Consider the following 19,252-nt stretch of genomic DNA (forward strand, 5'->3'; position numbering starts at 1 on the left):
CAGTCCAGCGGGAGCAAGCGCCCTCGCCACAGGTTCACGGGAATCAATGACCGAACACATCCACCTTCTTGGCCTTCTTGTCTGCGCGCTTTTCATCGGCGGTTTTCGCCGGTTTTTTCTTTGCCGCTTTTTTTGAATCCATGCCTTTGGCCATGATACGTACTCCACTCATACGGGATGTGAGATCAGGTATACACCTATCGCCGGGCGCGCGTTCTTTTATAATCGCCCGCTTTGCGCACCGACAGATCACCTCCATGCCCGACACCCAGTACACCTTGCTCGCCGAGCCGTTATGGCCGCTGATGAACAAGTTTTATCGTGCCCACCAATCGTCGATGAAAGCGGTGCGCGACGCTCGATTGTGGGTCGCCAGGCGCGACGAGATCATTGGCGCGCTGTGTTTGCGTCCGGTCTCGGGCGGGCATTGGCTGACCGGTTTGTTCGTCGATCCGGCCTGCCGCGAACAAGGAATTGCGGCGGCGCTGATCGCCGAAGCGGTGAAAGGTCTCGAACAACCGGTGTGGCTGTTCTGCCATCCGGATTTGCGCGGATTTTATGAACGACGCGGTTTTACCTTCGATCCGGCCATGCCTTACGCCATGGTCGAACGCTTGAGCCGCTATGCGCGCAGCAAGCCGATGATTGCGATGGGGCTGGAACCGGTCAGGTAGAGGCATGGAGATCTAATGTGGGAGCGGCGGTGAAATCAATCGTCGGCGTTGGGATCGAGATCCGGGAACATGACTTCGGTGAACCCGAACTTGCTGAAGTCGGTAATCCGCGACGGATATAACCGGCCGATCAGGTGATCGCATTCGTGCTGCACCACACGGGCATGAAAGCCTTCGGCAATGCGCACGACCGGCTCGCCCTTCGGGTCGAAACCTTCGTAGCGAATCTGCTGATAACGATTTACCGCGCCACGCAGGCCAGGCACCGACAGGCAGCCTTCGAAGCCCTCTTCCATCACCGGGCTCAACGGCGTGATCAGCGGATTGATCAGAATGGTCTGCGGCACCGCTTCGGCATCCGGGTAGCGTTCGCTGTGCTCGAAACCGAAGATCACCAGCTGCAGGTCGACCCCGATCTGCGGCGCCGCCAGGCCAACGCCACCGACGCTTTCCATGGTCTGGAACATGTCGTCGATCAGTTGCCACAGCTCCGGGCTGTCGAACATTTCGGCGGGGACCGGAGGAGCGACACGCAGCAGGCGCTCGTCGCCCATTTTCAGGATTTCACGGATCATTTGATGACTTCGTCAGTGTTCGGCTTGATCGAGTGATCCCGACCCAGTCCCGAAACGTGGTGTTTATGTGCAGGGTCGAGCTCGCCGGGGACCTTTTCGCCAGGGCCCTTGCCTTCGTTCGACATGTGTTCGATCACCGCATTCATCTCCGCACCGAGCAACAGCACCGCCGCGGAAATATAGAAGTACAGCAACAGCACTATGATCGCGCCGATACTGCCATACATGGCGTTGTAGTCGGCGAAAGTCTTGACGTAGAACGCGAACCCCAGGGAAGCGACGATCCACACCGCCACCGCCAGCACCGAGCCGGGGGTGATGAAACGAAACTCTTGCTTGACGTCGGGCATGACGTAATAGATCAACGCCACCGCAATCATCATCAGGACAACGATGACTGGCCAGCGAGCAATCGTCCAGACCGTGACAATGAAGTCTTCCAGCCCGACCTGCGCAGCAATCCAGCCCATCACCTGCGGCCCGAGCACCATTAACGCGGCGGCGACCAGCAACATGCCGGCAATGCCGATGGTGTAGATAATCGACAGCGGAAAACGCTTCCACGCAGGACGGCCCTCCACCACATCGTAGGCGGCGTTCATCGCGCTCATCATCAGGCGCACGCCGGCCGAAGCCGTATACAGCGCGATGACGATACCGACCGACAGCAGGCCACCCTTGGATTGCTGGAGCTGGTCGATCACCGGGTTCACCTGCTCCAGCGCCTGGGGCGGCAGGACCAGTTCCGATTGCAGGCGCAGCCAGGAGAAGAAGTCCGGCAGGTGCAGGAAACCGATCAGGGCGATCAGGAACAGGATGAAGGGAAACAGCGAAAACAGCATTTGATAGGCCAGTGCCGAGGCATAGGTCGACATCTCGTCGTCGACGAACTCGGTCACCGTGCGCACCATGACACGGTGCAGGCGCAGGCCTTTCATGTGTGGGAAAAACATTAGCGTCTCCTTTCGCCGCAGATTGGGTTGAAGTCGTGGCGACTCAGGGGCCGTTTTCTACATCAAAGTAGCCTACTTGGCGACTTTGAAACAATTTCAGTGTGCAAGTTCAGGCTGACACAAAAACGGCCATCCGTGGATGGCCGCCTCTGATATTCATCCAAGGCCGAATCAAGCCTTGTCGATGCCTTTTTTGATCGCGTCCTTGGCTTTGCCCACTGCTTGCTGAGCTTCGCCTTTCCTTTCCTGCACCACGCCTTCGGCGCGCATTTTGTCGTTACCGGTGGCCTTGCCGACGCCTTGCTTGACGTTGCCGGCGGCTTCGTTGGCCATGCCTTTTACTTTATCGCCAGTGCTGCTCATGGTGTTTCTCCTGTGAACAATTGAACGAGAAAAGTCGTTACACAAGAATTGACCGGAGCCGTTTGCGCGGAGTTTCATTTATTTTCCCGGCGACATTTCATCGTTCCGTGCAGGTTGGGCTTTATGTTTGCCGAGCAACCCCCGAGAATGCGCAACGTATTCAGGCCGTGGCGCTGAAGATCCAATCCCGTAGGAATGTTATGAAACTCGATAAAAAGCAGGCCATTGCCCGCAGAAACCAGGAACTCGGCGGTGCTGTGCTTGGCGTCAACAACTGCCATTTCACCGAATTGAACCGTAACCGCAACATCTGGTGGTTCGACATCCCGGTGGCACGCCTGGCCGTTGGTCAGTACGAATGGATCCACCTGCTGATGCACACACCGGACACCGATGAACTGCTGCACCTGAAAGTGCCGACGGTGTTCCTGCGCGAGAAGCTCGAAGGGCTGGTCGTGCGTAACCAGGGCAAGCGCAAGGCTGCGTTAAGCCTGGAACTGAGTGCGGACAAGGATTCGTACTTGCAGGACATGCGCCCGGCGGGCACCCACGTCAATTTCGCGCCGTTCCGCCTGTAACACCGATCGCAGACAAACTGTGGCGAGGGAGCTTGCTCCCGCTGGGCTGCGAAGCGGCCCCAAATCAGGCGCCGCGATACTCCTGATGTATCTCCATCGCAGTGATCGCGGCTGCTGCGCAGCCGAGCGGGAGCAAGCTCCCTCGCCACAGAAGCCCGCCCCTATCGCTATAAACAAAAAGCCCCGCATCTGCGGGGCTTTTTGCTGGATTACGCGGTGGCTTTCTTCGCGTTGATCTTCTTCAGCTCTTCATCACGCAATTCCCGCCGCAGGATCTTGCCAACGTTGGTGGTCGGCAACGCATCGCGGAACTCCACCGCTTTCGGCACCTTGTAGCCGGTGACGTTGGCGCGCATATGCTCCATCACCTGCTCCTTGGTCAGCGTCACGCCCGGTTTGGCGACGATGAAAATCTTGATCGCTTCGCCCGACTTCTCGTCCGGCACGCCGATGGCTGCGCATTGCAGTACGCCCGGCAGGGTCGCGAGCACGTCTTCGAGCTCATTCGGGTACACGTTGAAACCGGACACCAGAATCATGTCTTTCTTGCGATCGACGATGCGCATGTAGCCATCCGGCTGGATCAGCGCGATGTCACCAGTCTTCAACCAGCCTTCGCTGTCGAGGATTTCATCGGTGGCTTCCTGGCGCTGCCAGTAGCCTTTCATCACCTGCGGACCTTTCACACACAACTCGCCGATTTCGCCCATCGGCTGTTCAACGCCGGCATCGTCAATGATTTTGCACAGGGTCGACGGAACCGGAATACCGATGGTGCCGATCTGGATGTTCTGGATCGGGTTCACCGTCGCCACCGGGCTGGTTTCGGTCATGCCGTAACCTTCGCAGATGGCGCAGCCGGTGACCGCTTTCCAGCGCTCGGCCGCCGCCAGTTGCAGGGCCATGCCGCCGGACAGGGTGACTTTCAGCGCAGAGAAATCCAGTTTGCGGAAACCTTCGTTGTTGCACAGGGCAACGAACAGCGTGTTCAGGCCGACGAAACCGCTGAACTTCCACTTCGACAGTTCCTTGACCATCGCCGGCAGGTCGCGCGGGTTGCTGATCAGGATGTTGTGGTTGCCGATCAGCATCATCGCCATGCAATGAAAGGTGAACGCGTAGATGTGGTACAGCGGCAGCGGCGTGATCAGGATCTCGCAGCCTTCGTTGAGGTTGGAACCCATCAGCGCCTTGCACTGCAGCATGTTGGCGACGAGGTTGCGATGGGTCAGCATGGCGCCCTTCGCCACGCCAGTGGTGCCGCCGGTGTATTGCAGCACCGCCACGTCACTGCTGGCCGGGTTGGCTTCAGCCACTGGCTGGCCATGGCCCTTGCTCAACACGTCGTTGAACTTGACGGCCTTGGGCAAGTGATACCCCGGGACCATCTTCTTCACGTACTTGATGACGCTATTGATCAGCAGGCGCTTGAGCGGCGGCAACAGGTCCGCCACTTCAGTGACGATGACATGCTTGACGCCGGTTTTCGGCACGACGGTCTCGGCCAGGTGCGCCATGTTGGCCAGGCAAACCAGGGCTTTGGCGCCGGAGTCGTTGAACTGGTGTTCCATTTCCCGCGCGGTGTACAGCGGGTTGGTATTGACCACGATCAGCCCGGCGCGAATGGCACCGAACACAGCGACCGGGTACTGCAAGACATTGGGCAGCTGCACGGCGATTCGATCGCCCGGTTGCAAGTCGGTATGCTGTTGCAGGTAAGCGGCAAAGGCACCGGACAATTCGTACAGTTCACCGTAGGTAATTGTCTTGCCCAGGTTGCTGAATGCCGGTTTGTCGGCGAAGCGTTGGCAGGACTGTTTCAGCACTGCCTGAATATTCGGATACTCGTCCGGATTGATGTCGGCAGCAATCCCGGCAGGGTACTTATCCTTCCAGAAGTCTTCGATCATGGAAGCCCACTCCTCAGCAACGCGAATTCAAATACCGCATTTTGATGCGGTTATTATTGGTGTTTGATTATGGGTGAGTCTGGCTGTTAAAGCCGCCGAGAGGTCCCAAAGCGCGCCGAGAGTAGCAGCTTTGCAAAGGGCCGACTAGAGCCAAAAGCGGCCTCTACAGTCACTTTTGTGACTCGAGAATAACAAGCGGTCATTTTAGAGCAATAATTCTATAAATCCCTGAAAGCCTTTAAAACCGGGCCATAAAAGCAAAAGATCGCAGCCTTCGGCAGCGCCTACGGAGGAATACGATTCCCTGCAGGCGCTGCCGAAGGCTGCGATCTTTTGGGACCGCCCGGATCTATGACCGATCAGGCGATATCCCGCAACTCCCGCCGCAGAATCTTGCCCACCGGCGTCATCGGCAACGACTCACGCAACACAATGTGCTTGGGGACTTTGTACGCCGTGAAGTTTTCCTTGCAGTAGGCCTTCAGCTCTTCAAGGCTGACCCCCGACTCTCGCGCCACCACAAACAACTTCACCGCTTCGCCCGAACGTTCGTCCGGCACACCAATGACCGCGCAGTTGGCGACTTTCGGGTGAGCCATCACCACGTCTTCGATCTCGTTCGGGTACACGTTGAAACCCGAGACGATGATCATGTCTTTCTTGCGATCGACGATGCGCACAAAACCGTCCGGATCGATCACGGCGATGTCGCCGGACTTGAACCAGCCTTCGGCATCCAGCACTTCGGCAGTGGCCTCGGGTTTCTGCCAGTAGCCCTTCATGATCTGCGGGCCCTTGATGCACAGTTCGCCGCGCTCACCCATCGGCTGCTCGACACCTTCATCGTTGATGACTTTCAGCGTAGTGCCCGGCACCGGCAGGCCGACCGTGCCGATCCGCGATTTGTCGCCGTACGGGTTGGTGCACGCCACCGGCGAGGTTTCGGTCAGGCCATAGCCTTCGGTGATGCGGCACCCGGTCAGTTGCTCCCAGCGCTCCGCGGTGGCCTTGACCAGCGCAGTGCCGCCGGAGTTGGTCAGTTTCAGGCTGGAGAAATCCAGGGTCTTGAAATCCGGATGGTCCATCAACGCAACGAACAGCGTGTTGAGCCCCAGCAATGCCGAAAACCGCCAGTTCTTCAGTTCCTTGATGAAGCCCTTGATGTCCCGTGGATTGGTGATCAGCACGTTATGGTTGCCGGTCACCATCATGCACATGCAATTCGCGGTGAAGGCATAGATGTGATACAGCGGCAGCGGCGCGATCATCACTTCCTGGCCTTCGCGCAGCAGCGGCTGGCCATCGTTGCCGAACTGCCCCAGGCACGCCCGCGCCTGCTGCATGTTCGCCACCAGGTTGCCGTGGGTCAGCATCGCGCCCTTGGCCAGGCCGGTGGTGCCGCCGGTGTATTGCAGCACGGCGATATCGCTGAGGCCGGCGTCCAGCGGCTTGATGCCCAGGCCCCGGCCCATGCGCAACGCGCTCTTGAAGGAAACGGCCTGCGGCAAGGAATAGTCGGGGACCATTTTCTTGACCTTGCTCACCAGGGTGTTGACCAGCCAGCCTTTGGCGGTGGGCATCATGTCGCCCATCTTCGCTTCGATCAGGTACTGGATGTCGGTGTCGGCCAGCACTTCCTGGACCTTCTGCCCGAACATGTTCAGGTAGACCAGCGCCCGGGCACCGGAATCCTTGAATTGATGACGCATTTCCCGTGCGGTGTACAGCGGGTTGGTGTTGACCACGATCAGCCCGGCGCGCAACGCACCGAACACGGCAATCGGGTAGTGCAGGACGTTGGGCATCTGCACCGCGATGCGATCCCCCGGCACCAGGTCGGTGTGGGCTTGCAGGTAACCGGCGAACGCGGCGCTGTAGCGTTCCAGTTCGGCGTAGGTCAGGGTCACGCCCATGTTGCTGAAGGCCGGGCGGTCCGCAAATTTTTTGCAGGAACGCTCGAACACCTCGATCACCGACTTGTAAGCCCCTTGATCAATGTCCAGGGGTACGCCGGCCGGGCGTTTGTCATTCCAGAAATCAGGTTGCATTGTTCTTGTCCTCTTTACCTGAACCGATCCGGGGCCACTCTCTGCACTGTCAGAAAAACAAAAAGCAAAAAGCGGAGCTTCACGGACACTAGCAGCTATGACGAATCAGGCAAATATGCCAACGTCCGTCATTGATCGTGTGAATCTTGGTGCCGTGGCGTGGCCTGATCAGACGCCCGGTGAAGGATGCGCTATACAATGCACCGAGCCCATGCAAAGGAATCGCCATGATCCACGACACCTTCTGGTTGACCGCGAGTGACCGCAGCCGCCTCTTCGTCAACCAGTGGCTGCCCGACGCACCATTGAAAGCGGTGATCCTGGTGGCCCACGGCATGGCCGAACACAGTGCTCGCTATGCCCGTCTGGCGGAAAAATGCTGTGAACAGGGCTATGGCGTTTACGCACCTGACTTGCGTGGACATGGCAAAACTGCCGAAAACGGGACTCTCGGACATTTCTCCGATGACGATGGCTGGTGCAAGGTCGTCGGTGACCTCGCCAGCCTCAATCAGCACATCGGCCAGCAGCATCCCGGCGTGCCGATCGTGCTGCTCGGCCACAGCATGGGCAGTTACATCGCCCAGGCCTATCTGCTGCATCACAGCGCCAGCCTGTATGGGGCGGTGCTCAGTGGTTCGAACTTTCAACCGGTGGCGCTTTATCGCGCCGCCCGACAAATCGCCCGCCTCGAACGCTTGCGCCAGGGGCCGAAGGGGCGCAGCGCGCTGATCGAATGGCTGTCGTTCGGCTCGTTCAACAAGAAGTTCAAACCGGTGCGCACCGCGTTCGACTGGCTCAGCCGCGACCCGGCCGAAGTCGACAAATACGCCAACGACCCGCTCTGCGGCTTTCGTTGCACCAATCAGTTCTGGATCGATTTGCTCGGCGGCTTGCAGCAAATCAGCAAAGCGTCCAATCTCGCCCAGATCGATCCGGGCCTGCCGCTGCTGGTGATTGGCGGTGAATGTGATCCGGTGAGTGAAGGCAAGCGTCTGAAAGATCTGGCCGATGCACTGCGTGCCGCTGGCAGCCAGAGCCTGCAACTGAAGATTTACCCGCAGGCACGGCACGAACTGTTCAACGAGAGCAATCGCGATGAAGTGACAGCCGATGTGCTGAGCTGGATCGCGCACGCCCTGAGCCACCGCCGCCCACCCCGATCCGAATAGTTTTTTGTGGTTTTTTTATTTGTCACAGGAATTAAAACCGATGACCCAGGTTACCAACACCCCTTACGAAGCCCTTGAAGTCGGGCAGACCGCCAGCTACAGCAAGACGGTCGAAGAGCGCGACATTCAACTGTTCGCCGCGATGTCCGGTGATCACAACCCGGTGCACCTGGACGCTGAATTCGCCGCTGGCACCATGTTCAAGGAGCGTATCGCTCACGGCATGTTCAGCGGTGCACTGATCAGCGCCGCCGTTGCCTGCGAGTTGCCTGGGCCGGGCACCATTTATATTGGTCAGCAGATGAGCTTTCAGAAGCCGGTGAAAATTGGCGACACGCTGACGGTGCGTCTGGAGATCCTGGAAAAGCTGCCGAAGTTTCGTGTGCGCATTGCGACGCGGGTGTTCAACCAGCGTGATGAGTTGGTAGTGGATGGCGAAGCGGAAATTCTGGCACCGCGCAAACAGCAAACCGTGACGTTGCCAACGTTGCCGGCGATCAGCATCGGCTGATTCACCGCTCCCCTGTGGCGAGGGAGCTTGCTCTCGCTCGGCTGCGAAGCAGTCGCAATAAACGTCACCTCGGTTCACCAGATTAAACGCGGTGCCTGATTTTGGGGGTGCTTCGCACCCCAGCGGGAGCAAGCGCCCTCGTCACAGGGACTGCTACCGGTCGCCTTCCTGCACCTGCACACTCGCCGTCATCCCCGAACTCAAATTGATCCCCTCGGGCACTTCGTCCAGTTTGATCCGCACCGGAATCCGCTGCGCCAGTCTCACCCAGTTGAACGTCGGCTCCACTTCCGCCAGCAACTGCCCATCCGGCGTGGTGTTACGATCGGTGATCCCGCGGCTGACGCTTTCCACATGCCCTTGCAGCGCCTCGCCCGCACTCATCAACCAGACCTTTACCGGATCGCCAACGCGAATCCTCGGCAGTTTGGTTTCTTCGAAATACGCCTGCACATAGAACGTTGAATCGTCGATCAGCGCCATCACCGCTTGCCCGGCATTCACGTAATTGCCTTGGGCCAGACGCAAGTTGGTGATGTGGCCGCTGCGCGGCGCGTGGACCTCGCTTCGGGCGAGGTTGAGTTCAGCGACCTTGGCTTCGGCCTGGGCTTCGCGCAGTTCACCACGGGCGATGCCGGCGTTGATTTGCGCGTTCTCGCGCAGCTCGGCACTGATGGCTTGCGGGCCGAGGGCAGCACGGCGACTGGCTTCGCGCTCACGCAGATTGAGTTGCTGCTGACGGGTTTGCACCACCGCTTGCGCCTTCTCCAGCGCGGCTTCGAACCGGTCGCGGTCGATGCTCAGCAACAGGTCGCCCGCCTTCACCGACTGGTTGTCGAAGGCCTTGAGCTCACGCACCCAGCCTGACACATCCGGAGCGATCACCACCACATCGGCGCGAATCCGCGCATCCCGGGTCCACGGCGTGAGCATGTAGTACTGCCACAAATGAAAACCGGCAAAAATCGCCACCGCCACCAGGCACAGGGTAACCGCGACACGTACGGATGTACGCATGTTCAACTCCTTATAAAGGTCCGAGGACGACGGTGATCAGGGTCAATACACAGACGTACAAGGCGCAATCGAATAACGCTTCGTGCCAGATCCAGCGGCCGGCCGGGGTCAGGCGCAACAGCAGGCGCAAGGCCCCGGTGACGAGCAGCGCCAGCAGCACATAAATCAGAAACGGGCTGAGCAGCACGCCCCCCGCCGACCACTCACGCAAGCCCATGGCTTTGCTCCTGTTGACGGCACCACGCGCGCCAGCTGTTCTGCAATTGCAGCACCGCGCCCTGTGCCAGTTTCACGGCATCGCTGGGCGGCAACGCGTACAAGGTGTTCAAGAATGCTTCGCTGGGCTGTTCCAGGGCATCGGCATAACGACCGCTCGGGCCCTGTTCGAGGACTTTTTCCAGTGCCTCGAGATAGCGGCGCTGCGGCGCACTGACCGGCACCTGCGCCACGGCCAGGCTCAAGCGCAAATGCAGCAGTTCGTCGCCGATGTCCAGACCGAGCAAGCCGTCATCCCAGCGACTGCGCGCCGGCTCCGGCAACTCCGGATGGTGCCGCGCCAGTTGCAGCAAACGGTCGGCCATGCGCCCGCCGAACCAGCTTTCAGCGCCAGGCAAATTGCGCCGGGTCAAGCGCACGAGATCGTCGAGGGTCGCTGCCAGCAGACGTCGCCCATGCCAGGCCGGGTTGCGCAGGATCAGCAAGTGAAACGCCAACACTGCCGCGCCGACGCCGACCACCATGGCTTGAGCGCTGTTGAAGAACGTCGCGACGTCGAACTTCATCGCGTTGAGCGGTGACACCAGCACGATGAAATGCAGGCAAAACGAAGTGGCCGTGGCGCCGATCTGCGGCTTGGCCATGCCCAGCGCGCCCAGAAACAACGGCACGCCCATGCCCATGCAAAGCAACGCAAAACCACTCCATTGCGGCAGCAGAATCTGCCCGACAATAAACGCCGCCGGGATCGCCAGAAAAATCCCGCGCATGAAACTCATGCCGATCTGCGCGCCGTTCTCGCGACTGGCGAACAGGCTGCACACCACGCAGGTCAGCACCAATGCGCCCGAGGCGGCGGGCCAGGCCGTCGCCAGCCAGAAACACGACACCACCAGAAACGCCAAGGCACTGCGCGCCCCGAAGACCAGCGCCAATGACAGGTCGCGGTGCGGCGTCAGGGTGCGCGGCGGTTCAACGGTTTCCTTGCCCTCCTCCACCGCCTTCAACGCCGCGTTGGCCGCCATCGCGGTATCCATCAACAATGTGAAACGGACCAGGCAATAACTCTGCGCAGAGCTGATCCGTGGATCATGGGAGGCATCGAGCAAACGCGGTCGCAAGGCTTGCAACGTCGCTGTATCCGGGCTGGCGAGCGCTTCCTGAACCTCAGTCATCCACGGCGCCAACTGTACGGCTTCCTGCGGTTCCAACTGCTTCCACTGACGCCGTACTGAACGGGCGATGCGCAGCAGCATCAACAGTTTCTGGCTCAGTCCGCTGATGGCCCGCGCACGTTGCCGGCCGAGTCCGCCTTCGAACCAGGCGTGCTCGCGCTGGGCATCCACCGCGACAATTCGACCGAGGATTTCCAGCAGGCCCTTGCGCGCCTGACCGTCGCCGGCCAACGTCGCGCGCGCGGCATTCATGCCACTCTGCCACGCGGCTCGCGCCTGATCCGCCAGTTGCCGTTCAACCCGCATTGGCCACAGCAAGGCACTGGCGGCGGTGGCGCAGAGAATGCCCAGACAGATTTCCGTGCAGCGCGCCACCGCTTGATCGAACACCGTCAGCGGGTGAGTGATGGCGGGCAAGGCGATGATTGCGACCGTATAACCGGCCAACACAAACGAATAGGACCAGGCACTGCGCAGCAAGGTCGAACTCGCCGTACACAGCCCGAGCCACAACGCCAATGCCAGAAGAAACAACCACGGCGTCTGTGCGAACAGGCTCATGAACACCACCGACATGATCGTTCCGATCAGCGTCCCCAACAGCCGCGCCAAGCCCTTCTGCACCACCATCCCGGACAGCGGCTGGGCGACGATGAACGCCGTCATCAACGCCCAGGCCGGTTGCTCCAGCCCCCAGCGCAATGCCAGCCACAACGCGAGACCGCCGCCGAGCAGGGTCTTGATCGCGAACTGCAGGGCACGGCGGTCGGGCGCAAACAAAGCCTGCAAAGTGATAGGCACGTAAAGCACTCTTCAAAGGACGATTTAACGATAGTCGGGTTCACCGAAGTGACTTGAAATCAAATTATTAGCTGGCTATCTATCTATCGTCCAGCGCTAAAAGCCGGGCACAAAAAAACGCCAGACTGGCTGGCGTTTCTGACAGGCTTTGCGCGCTTACGAGCGTGCGCGAGCCTGGTTACGCAGGGCTTTCACCTGATCGTGATTGCGCTGCACGCCGTGGTACTGACGTTCAACCAGATCACGAATGCCCACCAGGTTGTGCTTGTTGATTTTTTCGATGGCTTCTTTGTAAGCCTTCAGCGCATGGTCTTCACCGCGTTCGGCTTCGTTCAGCACGGCTTCTTCATCCTTGCCGGTGAACATGGCTTTCACGTCGACCCAGCGACGGTGCAGATCACCGCTGACGCTGGTGGAAGTTTCCGGATCGCCGCCCATCGAACGCACAGCCGCTTGCAGCTCCGAAGCGGCCGTAGCGCAGTCGGCGGAGCGCTGGATGAACAGCGTTTTCAGTTCTGGGTGCTTGATGTCTTCAGCGCAAGTCTTGAACCCTTCCTGACCGTCTTTGCTGGTTTCAATCAGGTCATTGAGTACAGAGATCGCTTCTTTATTCATGTCGGTCATTTTCAATTCCTCGCGGGTTGATGAAAGATGCAATAGCTATTGCACCCTGCATGCCAGCTTTGAATTGATAATTTATTGCTTATATTTCAATAACTTAACTTTTACCCAGAAATCTGTATCCGCGTTATTTGCATGATCTGTCAATTGGCCTGCATGCAGAATGCCTGTATTTTCCAGCCTGACCGATTCAAGACGACTGATTGATGAACCCTGAAAAACTCGAACTGCTGATTACCCGTCAAATGCCCTTCGGCAAGTACAAGGGCCGCATCATTGCCGACCTGCCCGGCCAATACCTGAACTGGTTCGCCCGGGAAGGTTTCCCCCATGGCGAACTGGGCGGACTGCTGGCCTTGATGCAGGAAATCGATCACAACGGCCTGTCGGAGTTGCTTGAACCGCTGCGCGCCAAACACGGCAAACCCGCCCCTCGCCATTGAGCCATCCCCATGCCCGATAACACCCGCCGCGCCCGTGATGAAATGTTTTGGCAGACCTTTGCCGACCGCTATGCCGTCGAACCCGGCCCGATAAACCTCGAGAACGGCTATTTCGGACGCATGTCGCGCACGGTGATTGAGGAATACCAACGCAACATCGAACTCATCAACCGTAGCAACTCGGTCCATGTACGCCAGCGCTTCGAACGGGACGAAAACCTTGCGATCCTGGCCCAGCTCGCCGACCTGATTGGCGTGGCCGCAGAATCCGTTGCCCTCACCCGCAACGCGTCGGACGGTCTGCAATCGCTGATCCGCAATTACAACCGACTGCAGCCGGGCGATCAGGTGCTGATCTGCGATCTGGAGTACGACACGGTCAAAGGCGCCATGCGCTGGCTCGCGCGGCATCGCGGTGTTGAAGTCATCGAGATCGATCACGCGCACCCCGCCAGTTTCGACAGTTTGCTGGCCACTTATCGCGATGCATTCGCGCGTTATCCGAAGCTCAAGCTGATGGCGCTGACCCACGTCACTCACCGCACCGGGCTGGTGATGCCGGTGAAGGCGATTGTCGCTGCCGCCAGGGAACACGGGATCGACGTGATCCTCGATGGCGCTCATGCACTGGGCCAGATCGAATTCAAACTCGATGACCTCGGCGTCGCATTCGCCGGTTTCAACCTGCACAAGTGGATCGGTGCGCCGCTGACCCTGGGCTTCATGTATATCGCTCCCGAGCGCCTGGCCGACATCGACCCGGACATGGGCGAGATGCATTTCCCGGTCACTGACATTCGCGCCCGCACGCCATACAGCACCCCCAACATCCCGGCGTTGCTGACCCTGCCGCTGGTGTTCGAGGAGCATCGGGCCATGGGCGGTTCGGCCGCCAAGGGTGCACGGCTCAATTACCTGCGCAACCGCTGGGTCAATGCGGTACGCGATCTGGCGGGCATCGACGTCATGACCCCGGACGACCCTCGACTGTATTGCGGCATCACGGCGATGCGCTTTACCCGGCACGCCGATCAGCAGGCAATGGCCGAGCGGCTGCTCAAGGACTACAACCTGTTCACCGTGACGCGCAGCGGTGCAGCGAGTGGCCCGTGCATCCGCATCACACCGGGGCTGACCACCACCGCTGCGCATATGGACGTGTTGACCCAGGCACTGCACGAGCTGCGCTGACGTCAGACCGTGTATTTGTCGAAGTCCTCCGGTTTGATCTGCGATGACGCCGCGAACGTGTCGATGCCAATGGTCATTTGGCCGAAAAACCCGTCTTCTTTCGAGTCTCGACTGAGGGTGTGAACGGTCAGGGTCGAGGCTTCGCCGCCCATGGTTTCATAGAGAACATCCTGATCGTTGGTCAGTGGCGCGACGCTTCGGCCACTGTATTGCCGGGTGTTGAGCACCGAACGCGAAGCCGCTTCAGGGAAGTACAGCTGGCCGACCCAGGCGACATGCCGTTCTTCGAGATAGTTGTTGCCTGCGGTGACTCGGACTGCGACGTGGATGTGCAACGCGCGTCCGGCATAGAAACCCGGATAGATCGTGGTAAAGCGCACGATGCCTTTCTGATCCGTGAACTGCCCGCCGCGCAGGTAGGTATCGTCATCGGTACGCGGGATCGCGCCGATATCGCCGTTGTCGACTTCCTTGTCCGGGTCGATCCTGCTCCAGCCCGAATACGCACCACGCGCATTGCAATGCCAGATATCGACGATGGCGCCGGTGACCGGCTGGCAGGTCATCGCATCGACGATCGTCAGTTTCAGCACCAGAGGAAGGCCGTCCATGCCTTCGCTGATGTTTCGCCTGATCAGTTTAGGGTTTCGAAAATACGGGCCGGCGATCTGTTCGGGTGACAGCAGGCAAGCCGGTTGTGCGGATATCACTGAGGTGTTGTCGTCCATGACGTTCTCTCTTCCATAAGATGAACGCAGGTTAACGCCGGATGAGCGGCGAGATGCGGTAACTATGTATCGCGTGATGTCCTGTCTCGAATGCCACCACAGGTTCAGTGGTTTTCATTGGGCAAAAAAAAACGGTGCACCGACCAAGCGCACCGTTAAAGCCGTAGAACACACAACGAAGTGTCAGGTAAAAGCAGATCAGTCCAGCAGCGCCAAGGCCTCGGCGGTGCATTCCTGAATGCGGGCCCAGTCACCGTTCTTGATCCACTCCGGATCAAGCATCCAGCTACCGCCCACGCACATCACGTTTTTCAACGCCATGTAGCTCTTGATGTTGGCCGGGCTGACGCCGCCGGTCGGGCAGAATTTCACTTCGCCGAACGGGCCGCCCAGGGCTTTGATCGCCGCGACGCCGCCGCTGACTTCCGCCGGGAACAGTTTGAAGCGGCGATAGCCCAGACCGTAGCCTTCCATGATGCCCGAGGCATTGCTGATGCCCGGCAACAGCGGGATCGGGCTGTCGACGCTGGCTTCGAGCAAGTCACGGGTGATGCCCGGCGTGACGATGAACTGCGACCCGGCAGCTTCTGCGGCGGCCAGCATGTGGCGATCGAGCACGGTGCCGGCGCCGGTCACCAGTTCCGGACGCTGCTCGCGCAGGATCTGGATCGCCTTGAGGCCGAACTGCGAACGCAAGGTCACTTCCAGGGCTGTCAGGCCACCGGCCGCGAGGGCGTCGGCCAGCGGCAGCACGTCCTGTTCGCGAGCAATGGTGATTACCGGCAGGATCCGCGCCTTGGCGCAGAGGCTGTCGATCAGGGCAACTTTGTCCGCCATGGAAACGGTCGGGGATGGGGTTGTCATAGCGGCTGTTCCTTGGCTCATGGGCACCAGTAAATCTCTAACGTAGGTTGCAGAAACGCGCGAATCGGCATGGCGGCGACATCGTCACCGGCCAATGCGGCACTCAGGGTGGTCAGCTTGGACTGACCGGAAATCGATAGAACGGTGTGTTTGGCCGAAGCCAGCAGCGCGCGACTCATGGTCAGGCGCTGATGCGGCACGGTCGGCGCCAGCATCGGGTAGCAACGACGTGTGCCGTCGACTTTCAAGGCGTCGGCCAGGTTCGGACTGTTCGGGAACAACGACGCGGTGTGGCCGTCGTCGCCCATGCCCAGTACCAGCACGTCGATGGCAGGCAACTCGGCGAGCAAACGGTCGGCTTGCTCGGCCGCTTGTTCAAGGTTGGCGCTGGCGCTGTACAGACTCAGGAACTGAGCCTTCGCCGCCAGACCCTGCAACAGGTAACGCTTGAGCAGACCGGCGTTGCTGTCGGCGTGTTCCACCGGCACCCAACGCTCATCAGCCAGGGTCACGACGACCTTGGACCAATCCAGTTTCTGTTTCGCCAGGTTCTGGAAAAACGCCACCGGGCTGCGTCCACCGGACACCACCAGCGTCGCGGTCCCGCGAGCGTCGATAGCGTCACTCAGTTGCTTGGCCACCTTCAGCGCCAAACCATCGGCGAGCAACACCGGGCTCTTGAACTCATGGGCGCTGACGCCCTGAGGCAGTTTCAAATTAGATATCGCCATACCACGACCTCCCGTCCCGCGTGATCAGAGCAATGGAGCTCATCGGTCCCCAGGACCCGGCCGCGTACGGCTTGGGCGCATCACCGGATTTCTTCCACCCGGCGATCAACTGGTCACACCACTTCCACGCGGCTTCGATTTCATCTTTACGGACAAACAGGTTCTGATTGCCGCGCATCACTTCCAGCAACAACCGCTCGTAGGCATCGGGAATCCGTGCGCTGCGCCAGGTGTCGGAAAAATTCAGCTGCAACGGACCGCTGCGCAGCTGCATGCCCTTGTCCAGGCCTTGTTCTTTGGTCATCACACGCAAGGAAATGCCTTCGTCCGGTTGCAGGCGGATAATCAGTTTGTTGCTGATTTGCAGGCGCTGCTCGGGGGCGAAGATGTAGTGCGACGGTTCCTTGAAGTGGATAACGATCTGCGACAGTTTCTGCGGCATGCGCTTGCCGGTGCGCAGGTAAAACGGCACGCCGGCCCAACGCCAATTGCGGATGTCGGCACGCAGGGCGACGAAAGTTTCCGTGTCGCTCTGGGTGTTGGAATTCGGCTCTTCCAGGTAGCCGGGAACCGGTTTGCCTTCGCTGTAACCGGCGATGTACTGGCCGCGCACCACTTGGGTGGTCAGGCCTTCCGGGCTGATGGGCGCCAGCGCCTTGAGCACTTTGACTTTCTCGTCGCGGATGCTGTCGGCGGACAGGTCGGCCGGAGGGTCCATGGCGATCAGGCAAAGCAGTTGCAACAGGTGATTCTGGATCATGTCCCGCAGCTGACCGGCCTTGTCGAAGTAGCCCCAGCGGCCTTCGATCCCGACCTTTTCAGCCACGGTGATTTCCACGTGGGAGATGTAATTCTGGTTCCACTGGGTTTCGAACAGGCTGTTGGCAAAACGCAGGGCGATGAGGTTTTGAACGGTCTCTTTGCCCAGGTAGTGGTCGATGCGGTAGGTGCGGTTCTCCGGAAAGAACTGCGCCACGGCGTCGTTGACCTTGCGCGAGGATTCCAGGTCGGAACCGATGGGTTTTTCCAGCACCACACGGGTGTTCTCGGCCAGACCGACCTTCGCCAGGTTTTCGCAGATCGCGCCGTAGACAGCGGCCGGCGTGGCGAAGTAGGCGATCACTCGCTGGGCGCTGCCGGCCATTTCGGCCAGGGCCACATAGTCTTCGGACTTGAGGAAATCGACGTGCAGATAGGTCAGGCGGGCCAGAAAACGTTCGACCACCGCTTCGTCCAGCTCTTTGGCGCCGACGTAGCGGCGCAGCTCGGAAGCGATGAACGCCAGATGCTCCTGCTCGCTGCCCGGCTCACGGGCCAGCGCGATGATGCGCGTGTCCTCGTGCAACAGGCCTGCGCCATCGAGTTGATAGAGGGCAGGAAACAGCTTGCGCAAGGCCAGATCGCCAAGCGCGCCGAACAAGGCAAAGGTGCACGGTTCAACCGTAATCGAAGGCATGATGTTTGTTCTTTTATCAAGTTAAGCTACAAATACCTTTTTTCAAGGCATCGCTCAAGCAAAAATGTAGTAATAACCACAACATTTTCGCAAAATACAGATTCCGAGTGGTGGTCAGTCGGAGCCATCAGTAGGATAGGCCACCGCTTGGGGTCGCATCAAAGGCCCAATTTGCATAGCCGAGCCCTTATTTGCATTGCAGAACCTAGGAAATCATATGGACCGCGTGCGAAATCTGCTGGAACAGATCCAGAATCGCCTTGAAGACCTGAACAAGGCCGAACGCAAAGTCGCCGAAGTGATCCTGCTCAACCCAGAGCAGGCCACCCGGTTCAGCATCGCCGCCCTCGCCCAGGCCTCCAAGGTCAGCGAGCCGACGGTCAACCGCTTCTGCCGTTCATTCGGCGTCAGCGGCTACCCGGAACTCAAACTTCAGCTGGCCCAGAGCCTGGCCAGCGGCGCGGCGTATGTCAGCCGTGCGGTCGAGGCCGACGATAATCCGGAAGCCTATACCAAGAAGATTTTCGGCAGCGCCATCGCGTCGCTGGACAGTGCCTTGCAGGCCCTGGACCCGAATCTGATCAGCCGCGCCGTCGACCTGTTGATCCAGGCCCGGCAGATCCACTTCTTCGGCCTCGGCGCCTCGGCCCCGGTGGCGCTGGACGCGCAGCACAAATTCTTCCGCTTCAACCTCGCCGTCACCGCCCATGCGGATGTGCTGATGCAGCGCATGATTGCGTCGGTGGCCCACACCGGCGAGTTGTTCGTGATCATTTCCTACACCGGCCGCACTCGCGAACTGGTGGAAGTGGCGCGTATCGCCCGGGAAAACGGCGCTTCGGTGCTTGGGCTGACAGCCGAAGGTTCGCCGTTGGCCAAGGCCAGTACGCTGAGCCTGAACATCCCGCTGCCGGAAGACACCGACATTTATATGCCGATGACGTCGCGGATCATTCAATTGACGGTGCTGGATGTGCTCGCCACCGGCATGACGTTGCGCCGTGGTGTGGATTTCCAGCCGCATTTGCGCAAGATCAAAGAGAGTTTGAATGCGAGCAGGTATCCGGTGGGGGATGAGTTCAACTGATCCGAAATCTCTACTGACCGGTTCGGCCTCATCGCGAGCAGGCTCGCTCCCACATTGGATCTTCGGTGAACACAGCATTTGTGTTCAAAACCAACCCCCTGTGGGAGCGAGCCTGCTCGCGATGGCGGTAGTCCAGAC

At 59.6% G+C, this 19,252-nt stretch carries 20 protein-coding genes; 7 read left to right on the forward strand and 13 right to left on the reverse strand.

The genetic code is table 11. The features are described from left to right. The first annotated feature begins 257 nt into the window (after window positions 1-257). Window positions 258-674, forward strand: a complete 417-nt coding sequence (locus ACM1ZW_RS01970; RefSeq protein ID WP_414877894.1) for a GNAT family N-acetyltransferase — start codon at window positions 258-260, stop codon at window positions 672-674. A gap of 35 nt (window positions 675-709) precedes the next feature. Here ACM1ZW_RS01970 and def read toward each other — a convergent pair whose 3' ends face one another. From def to ACM1ZW_RS01985, 3 genes are all read right to left on the reverse strand, one after another. Further along, window positions 710-1,249: a peptide deformylase gene (gene def / locus ACM1ZW_RS01975; RefSeq protein ID WP_017340411.1), complete on the reverse strand. Its 540-nt coding sequence runs from the start codon at window positions 1,247-1,249 to the stop codon at window positions 710-712. Then, on the reverse strand, window positions 1,246-2,202 hold the full coding sequence (locus tag ACM1ZW_RS01980; RefSeq protein ID WP_414877893.1) for a YihY/virulence factor BrkB family protein: 957 nt from the start codon (window positions 2,200-2,202) through the stop codon (window positions 1,246-1,248). The genes def and ACM1ZW_RS01980 overlap by 4 nt, the downstream gene beginning before the upstream one ends. A 171-nt stretch (window positions 2,203-2,373) precedes the next feature. After that, window positions 2,374-2,565 (reverse strand): CsbD family protein, encoded by a 192-nt coding sequence (locus ACM1ZW_RS01985; RefSeq protein WP_017340413.1) that lies wholly within the window; start codon window positions 2,563-2,565, stop codon window positions 2,374-2,376. 200 nt (window positions 2,566-2,765) lie between these two features. On the opposite strand from ACM1ZW_RS01985, the gene ACM1ZW_RS01990 reads away from it, so the two are divergent. Further along, the gene (locus tag ACM1ZW_RS01990; RefSeq protein ID WP_017340414.1) at window positions 2,766-3,143 is read left to right on the forward strand and encodes a hypothetical protein; all 378 of its coding nucleotides are present in this window, start codon (window positions 2,766-2,768) and stop codon (window positions 3,141-3,143) included. Window positions 3,144-3,352: 209 nt separating this feature from the next. On the opposite strand, the gene fadD1 is transcribed toward ACM1ZW_RS01990, so the two are convergent. Both fadD1 and fadD2 read right to left on the reverse strand, forming a co-directional pair. After that, window positions 3,353-5,053, reverse strand: a complete 1,701-nt coding sequence (fadD1, locus tag ACM1ZW_RS01995) for a long-chain-fatty-acid--CoA ligase FadD1 (protein ID WP_017340415.1) — start codon at window positions 5,051-5,053, stop codon at window positions 3,353-3,355. A 359-nt stretch (window positions 5,054-5,412) separates the two neighbouring features. Then, window positions 5,413-7,101, reverse strand: a complete 1,689-nt coding sequence (gene fadD2 / locus ACM1ZW_RS02000) for a long-chain-fatty-acid--CoA ligase FadD2 (RefSeq protein ID WP_017340416.1) — start codon at window positions 7,099-7,101, stop codon at window positions 5,413-5,415. Window positions 7,102-7,328: 227 nt separating this feature from the next. Between fadD2 and ACM1ZW_RS02005 the strand changes: the two genes are divergently transcribed. Then, a complete protein-coding gene (locus ACM1ZW_RS02005; RefSeq protein WP_416740085.1) occupies window positions 7,329-8,273 on the forward strand; it encodes a lysophospholipase in 945 nt (314 codons plus the stop codon). A gap of 40 nt (window positions 8,274-8,313) precedes the next feature. Then, a complete protein-coding gene (locus ACM1ZW_RS02010; protein ID WP_008151121.1) occupies window positions 8,314-8,784 on the forward strand; it encodes a MaoC family dehydratase in 471 nt (156 codons plus the stop codon). A 153-nt stretch (window positions 8,785-8,937) separates the two neighbouring features. On the opposite strand, the gene ACM1ZW_RS02015 is transcribed toward ACM1ZW_RS02010, so the two are convergent. The 4 genes from ACM1ZW_RS02015 to ACM1ZW_RS02030 all read right to left on the reverse strand — a co-directional run bounded on the left by ACM1ZW_RS02015 (window position 8,938) and on the right by ACM1ZW_RS02030 (window position 12,617). Further along, on the reverse strand, window positions 8,938-9,801 hold the full coding sequence (locus ACM1ZW_RS02015) for an efflux RND transporter periplasmic adaptor subunit (RefSeq protein WP_416740086.1): 864 nt from the start codon (window positions 9,799-9,801) through the stop codon (window positions 8,938-8,940). A 10-nt stretch (window positions 9,802-9,811) separates the two neighbouring features. Continuing rightward, window positions 9,812-10,018, reverse strand: a complete 207-nt coding sequence (locus tag ACM1ZW_RS02020) for a DUF1656 domain-containing protein (RefSeq protein WP_416740087.1) — start codon at window positions 10,016-10,018, stop codon at window positions 9,812-9,814. Further along, window positions 10,005-11,993: an FUSC family protein gene (locus ACM1ZW_RS02025; RefSeq protein ID WP_017340420.1), complete on the reverse strand. Its 1,989-nt coding sequence runs from the start codon at window positions 11,991-11,993 to the stop codon at window positions 10,005-10,007. Before ACM1ZW_RS02025 ends, ACM1ZW_RS02020 begins: the two co-directional genes overlap by 14 nt. Window positions 11,994-12,149: 156 nt before the next feature. Continuing rightward, window positions 12,150-12,617 (reverse strand): ferritin-like domain-containing protein, encoded by a 468-nt coding sequence (locus ACM1ZW_RS02030; RefSeq protein ID WP_017340421.1) that lies wholly within the window; start codon window positions 12,615-12,617, stop codon window positions 12,150-12,152. Window positions 12,618-12,820: 203 nt separating this feature from the next. Between ACM1ZW_RS02030 and ACM1ZW_RS02035 the strand changes: the two genes are divergently transcribed. Both ACM1ZW_RS02035 and ACM1ZW_RS02040 read left to right on the forward strand, forming a co-directional pair. Then, window positions 12,821-13,057, forward strand: a complete 237-nt coding sequence (locus ACM1ZW_RS02035; protein ID WP_017340422.1) for a DUF3820 family protein — start codon at window positions 12,821-12,823, stop codon at window positions 13,055-13,057. 9 nt (window positions 13,058-13,066) lie between these two features. Further along, window positions 13,067-14,248: an aminotransferase class V-fold PLP-dependent enzyme gene (locus ACM1ZW_RS02040; RefSeq protein ID WP_416740088.1), complete on the forward strand. Its 1,182-nt coding sequence runs from the start codon at window positions 13,067-13,069 to the stop codon at window positions 14,246-14,248. Window positions 14,249-14,250: 2 nt separating this feature from the next. On the opposite strand, the gene ACM1ZW_RS02045 is transcribed toward ACM1ZW_RS02040, so the two are convergent. The 4 genes from ACM1ZW_RS02045 to zwf form a co-directional block, all read right to left on the reverse strand. After that, on the reverse strand, window positions 14,251-14,976 hold the full coding sequence (locus tag ACM1ZW_RS02045) for an intradiol ring-cleavage dioxygenase (RefSeq protein ID WP_416740089.1): 726 nt from the start codon (window positions 14,974-14,976) through the stop codon (window positions 14,251-14,253). Between the two features lie 198 nt (window positions 14,977-15,174). After that, entirely contained in the window at window positions 15,175-15,840 is a 666-nt protein-coding gene (locus ACM1ZW_RS02050) for a bifunctional 4-hydroxy-2-oxoglutarate aldolase/2-dehydro-3-deoxy-phosphogluconate aldolase (protein ID WP_017340425.1), read from the reverse strand. A 17-nt stretch (window positions 15,841-15,857) separates the two neighbouring features. Then, complete coding sequence (gene pgl, locus ACM1ZW_RS02055) at window positions 15,858-16,571, reverse strand: 6-phosphogluconolactonase (protein WP_017340426.1); 714 nt, start codon at window positions 16,569-16,571, stop codon at window positions 15,858-15,860. Further along, complete coding sequence (gene zwf / locus ACM1ZW_RS02060; RefSeq protein WP_017340427.1) at window positions 16,558-18,027, reverse strand: glucose-6-phosphate dehydrogenase; 1,470 nt, start codon at window positions 18,025-18,027, stop codon at window positions 16,558-16,560. The genes pgl and zwf overlap by 14 nt, the downstream gene beginning before the upstream one ends. A 226-nt stretch (window positions 18,028-18,253) precedes the next feature. Here zwf and ACM1ZW_RS02065 point away from each other — a divergent pair, with 226 nt between their 5' ends. Continuing rightward, the gene (locus tag ACM1ZW_RS02065) at window positions 18,254-19,114 is read left to right on the forward strand and encodes a MurR/RpiR family transcriptional regulator (RefSeq protein ID WP_172825977.1); all 861 of its coding nucleotides are present in this window, start codon (window positions 18,254-18,256) and stop codon (window positions 19,112-19,114) included. Window positions 19,115-19,252 lie beyond the last annotated feature (138 nt).

This window comes from Pseudomonas sp. NFX71 (genome assembly GCF_048079215.1).
Classification (GTDB): domain Bacteria; phylum Pseudomonadota; class Gammaproteobacteria; order Pseudomonadales; family Pseudomonadaceae; genus Aquipseudomonas; species Aquipseudomonas fluorescens_B.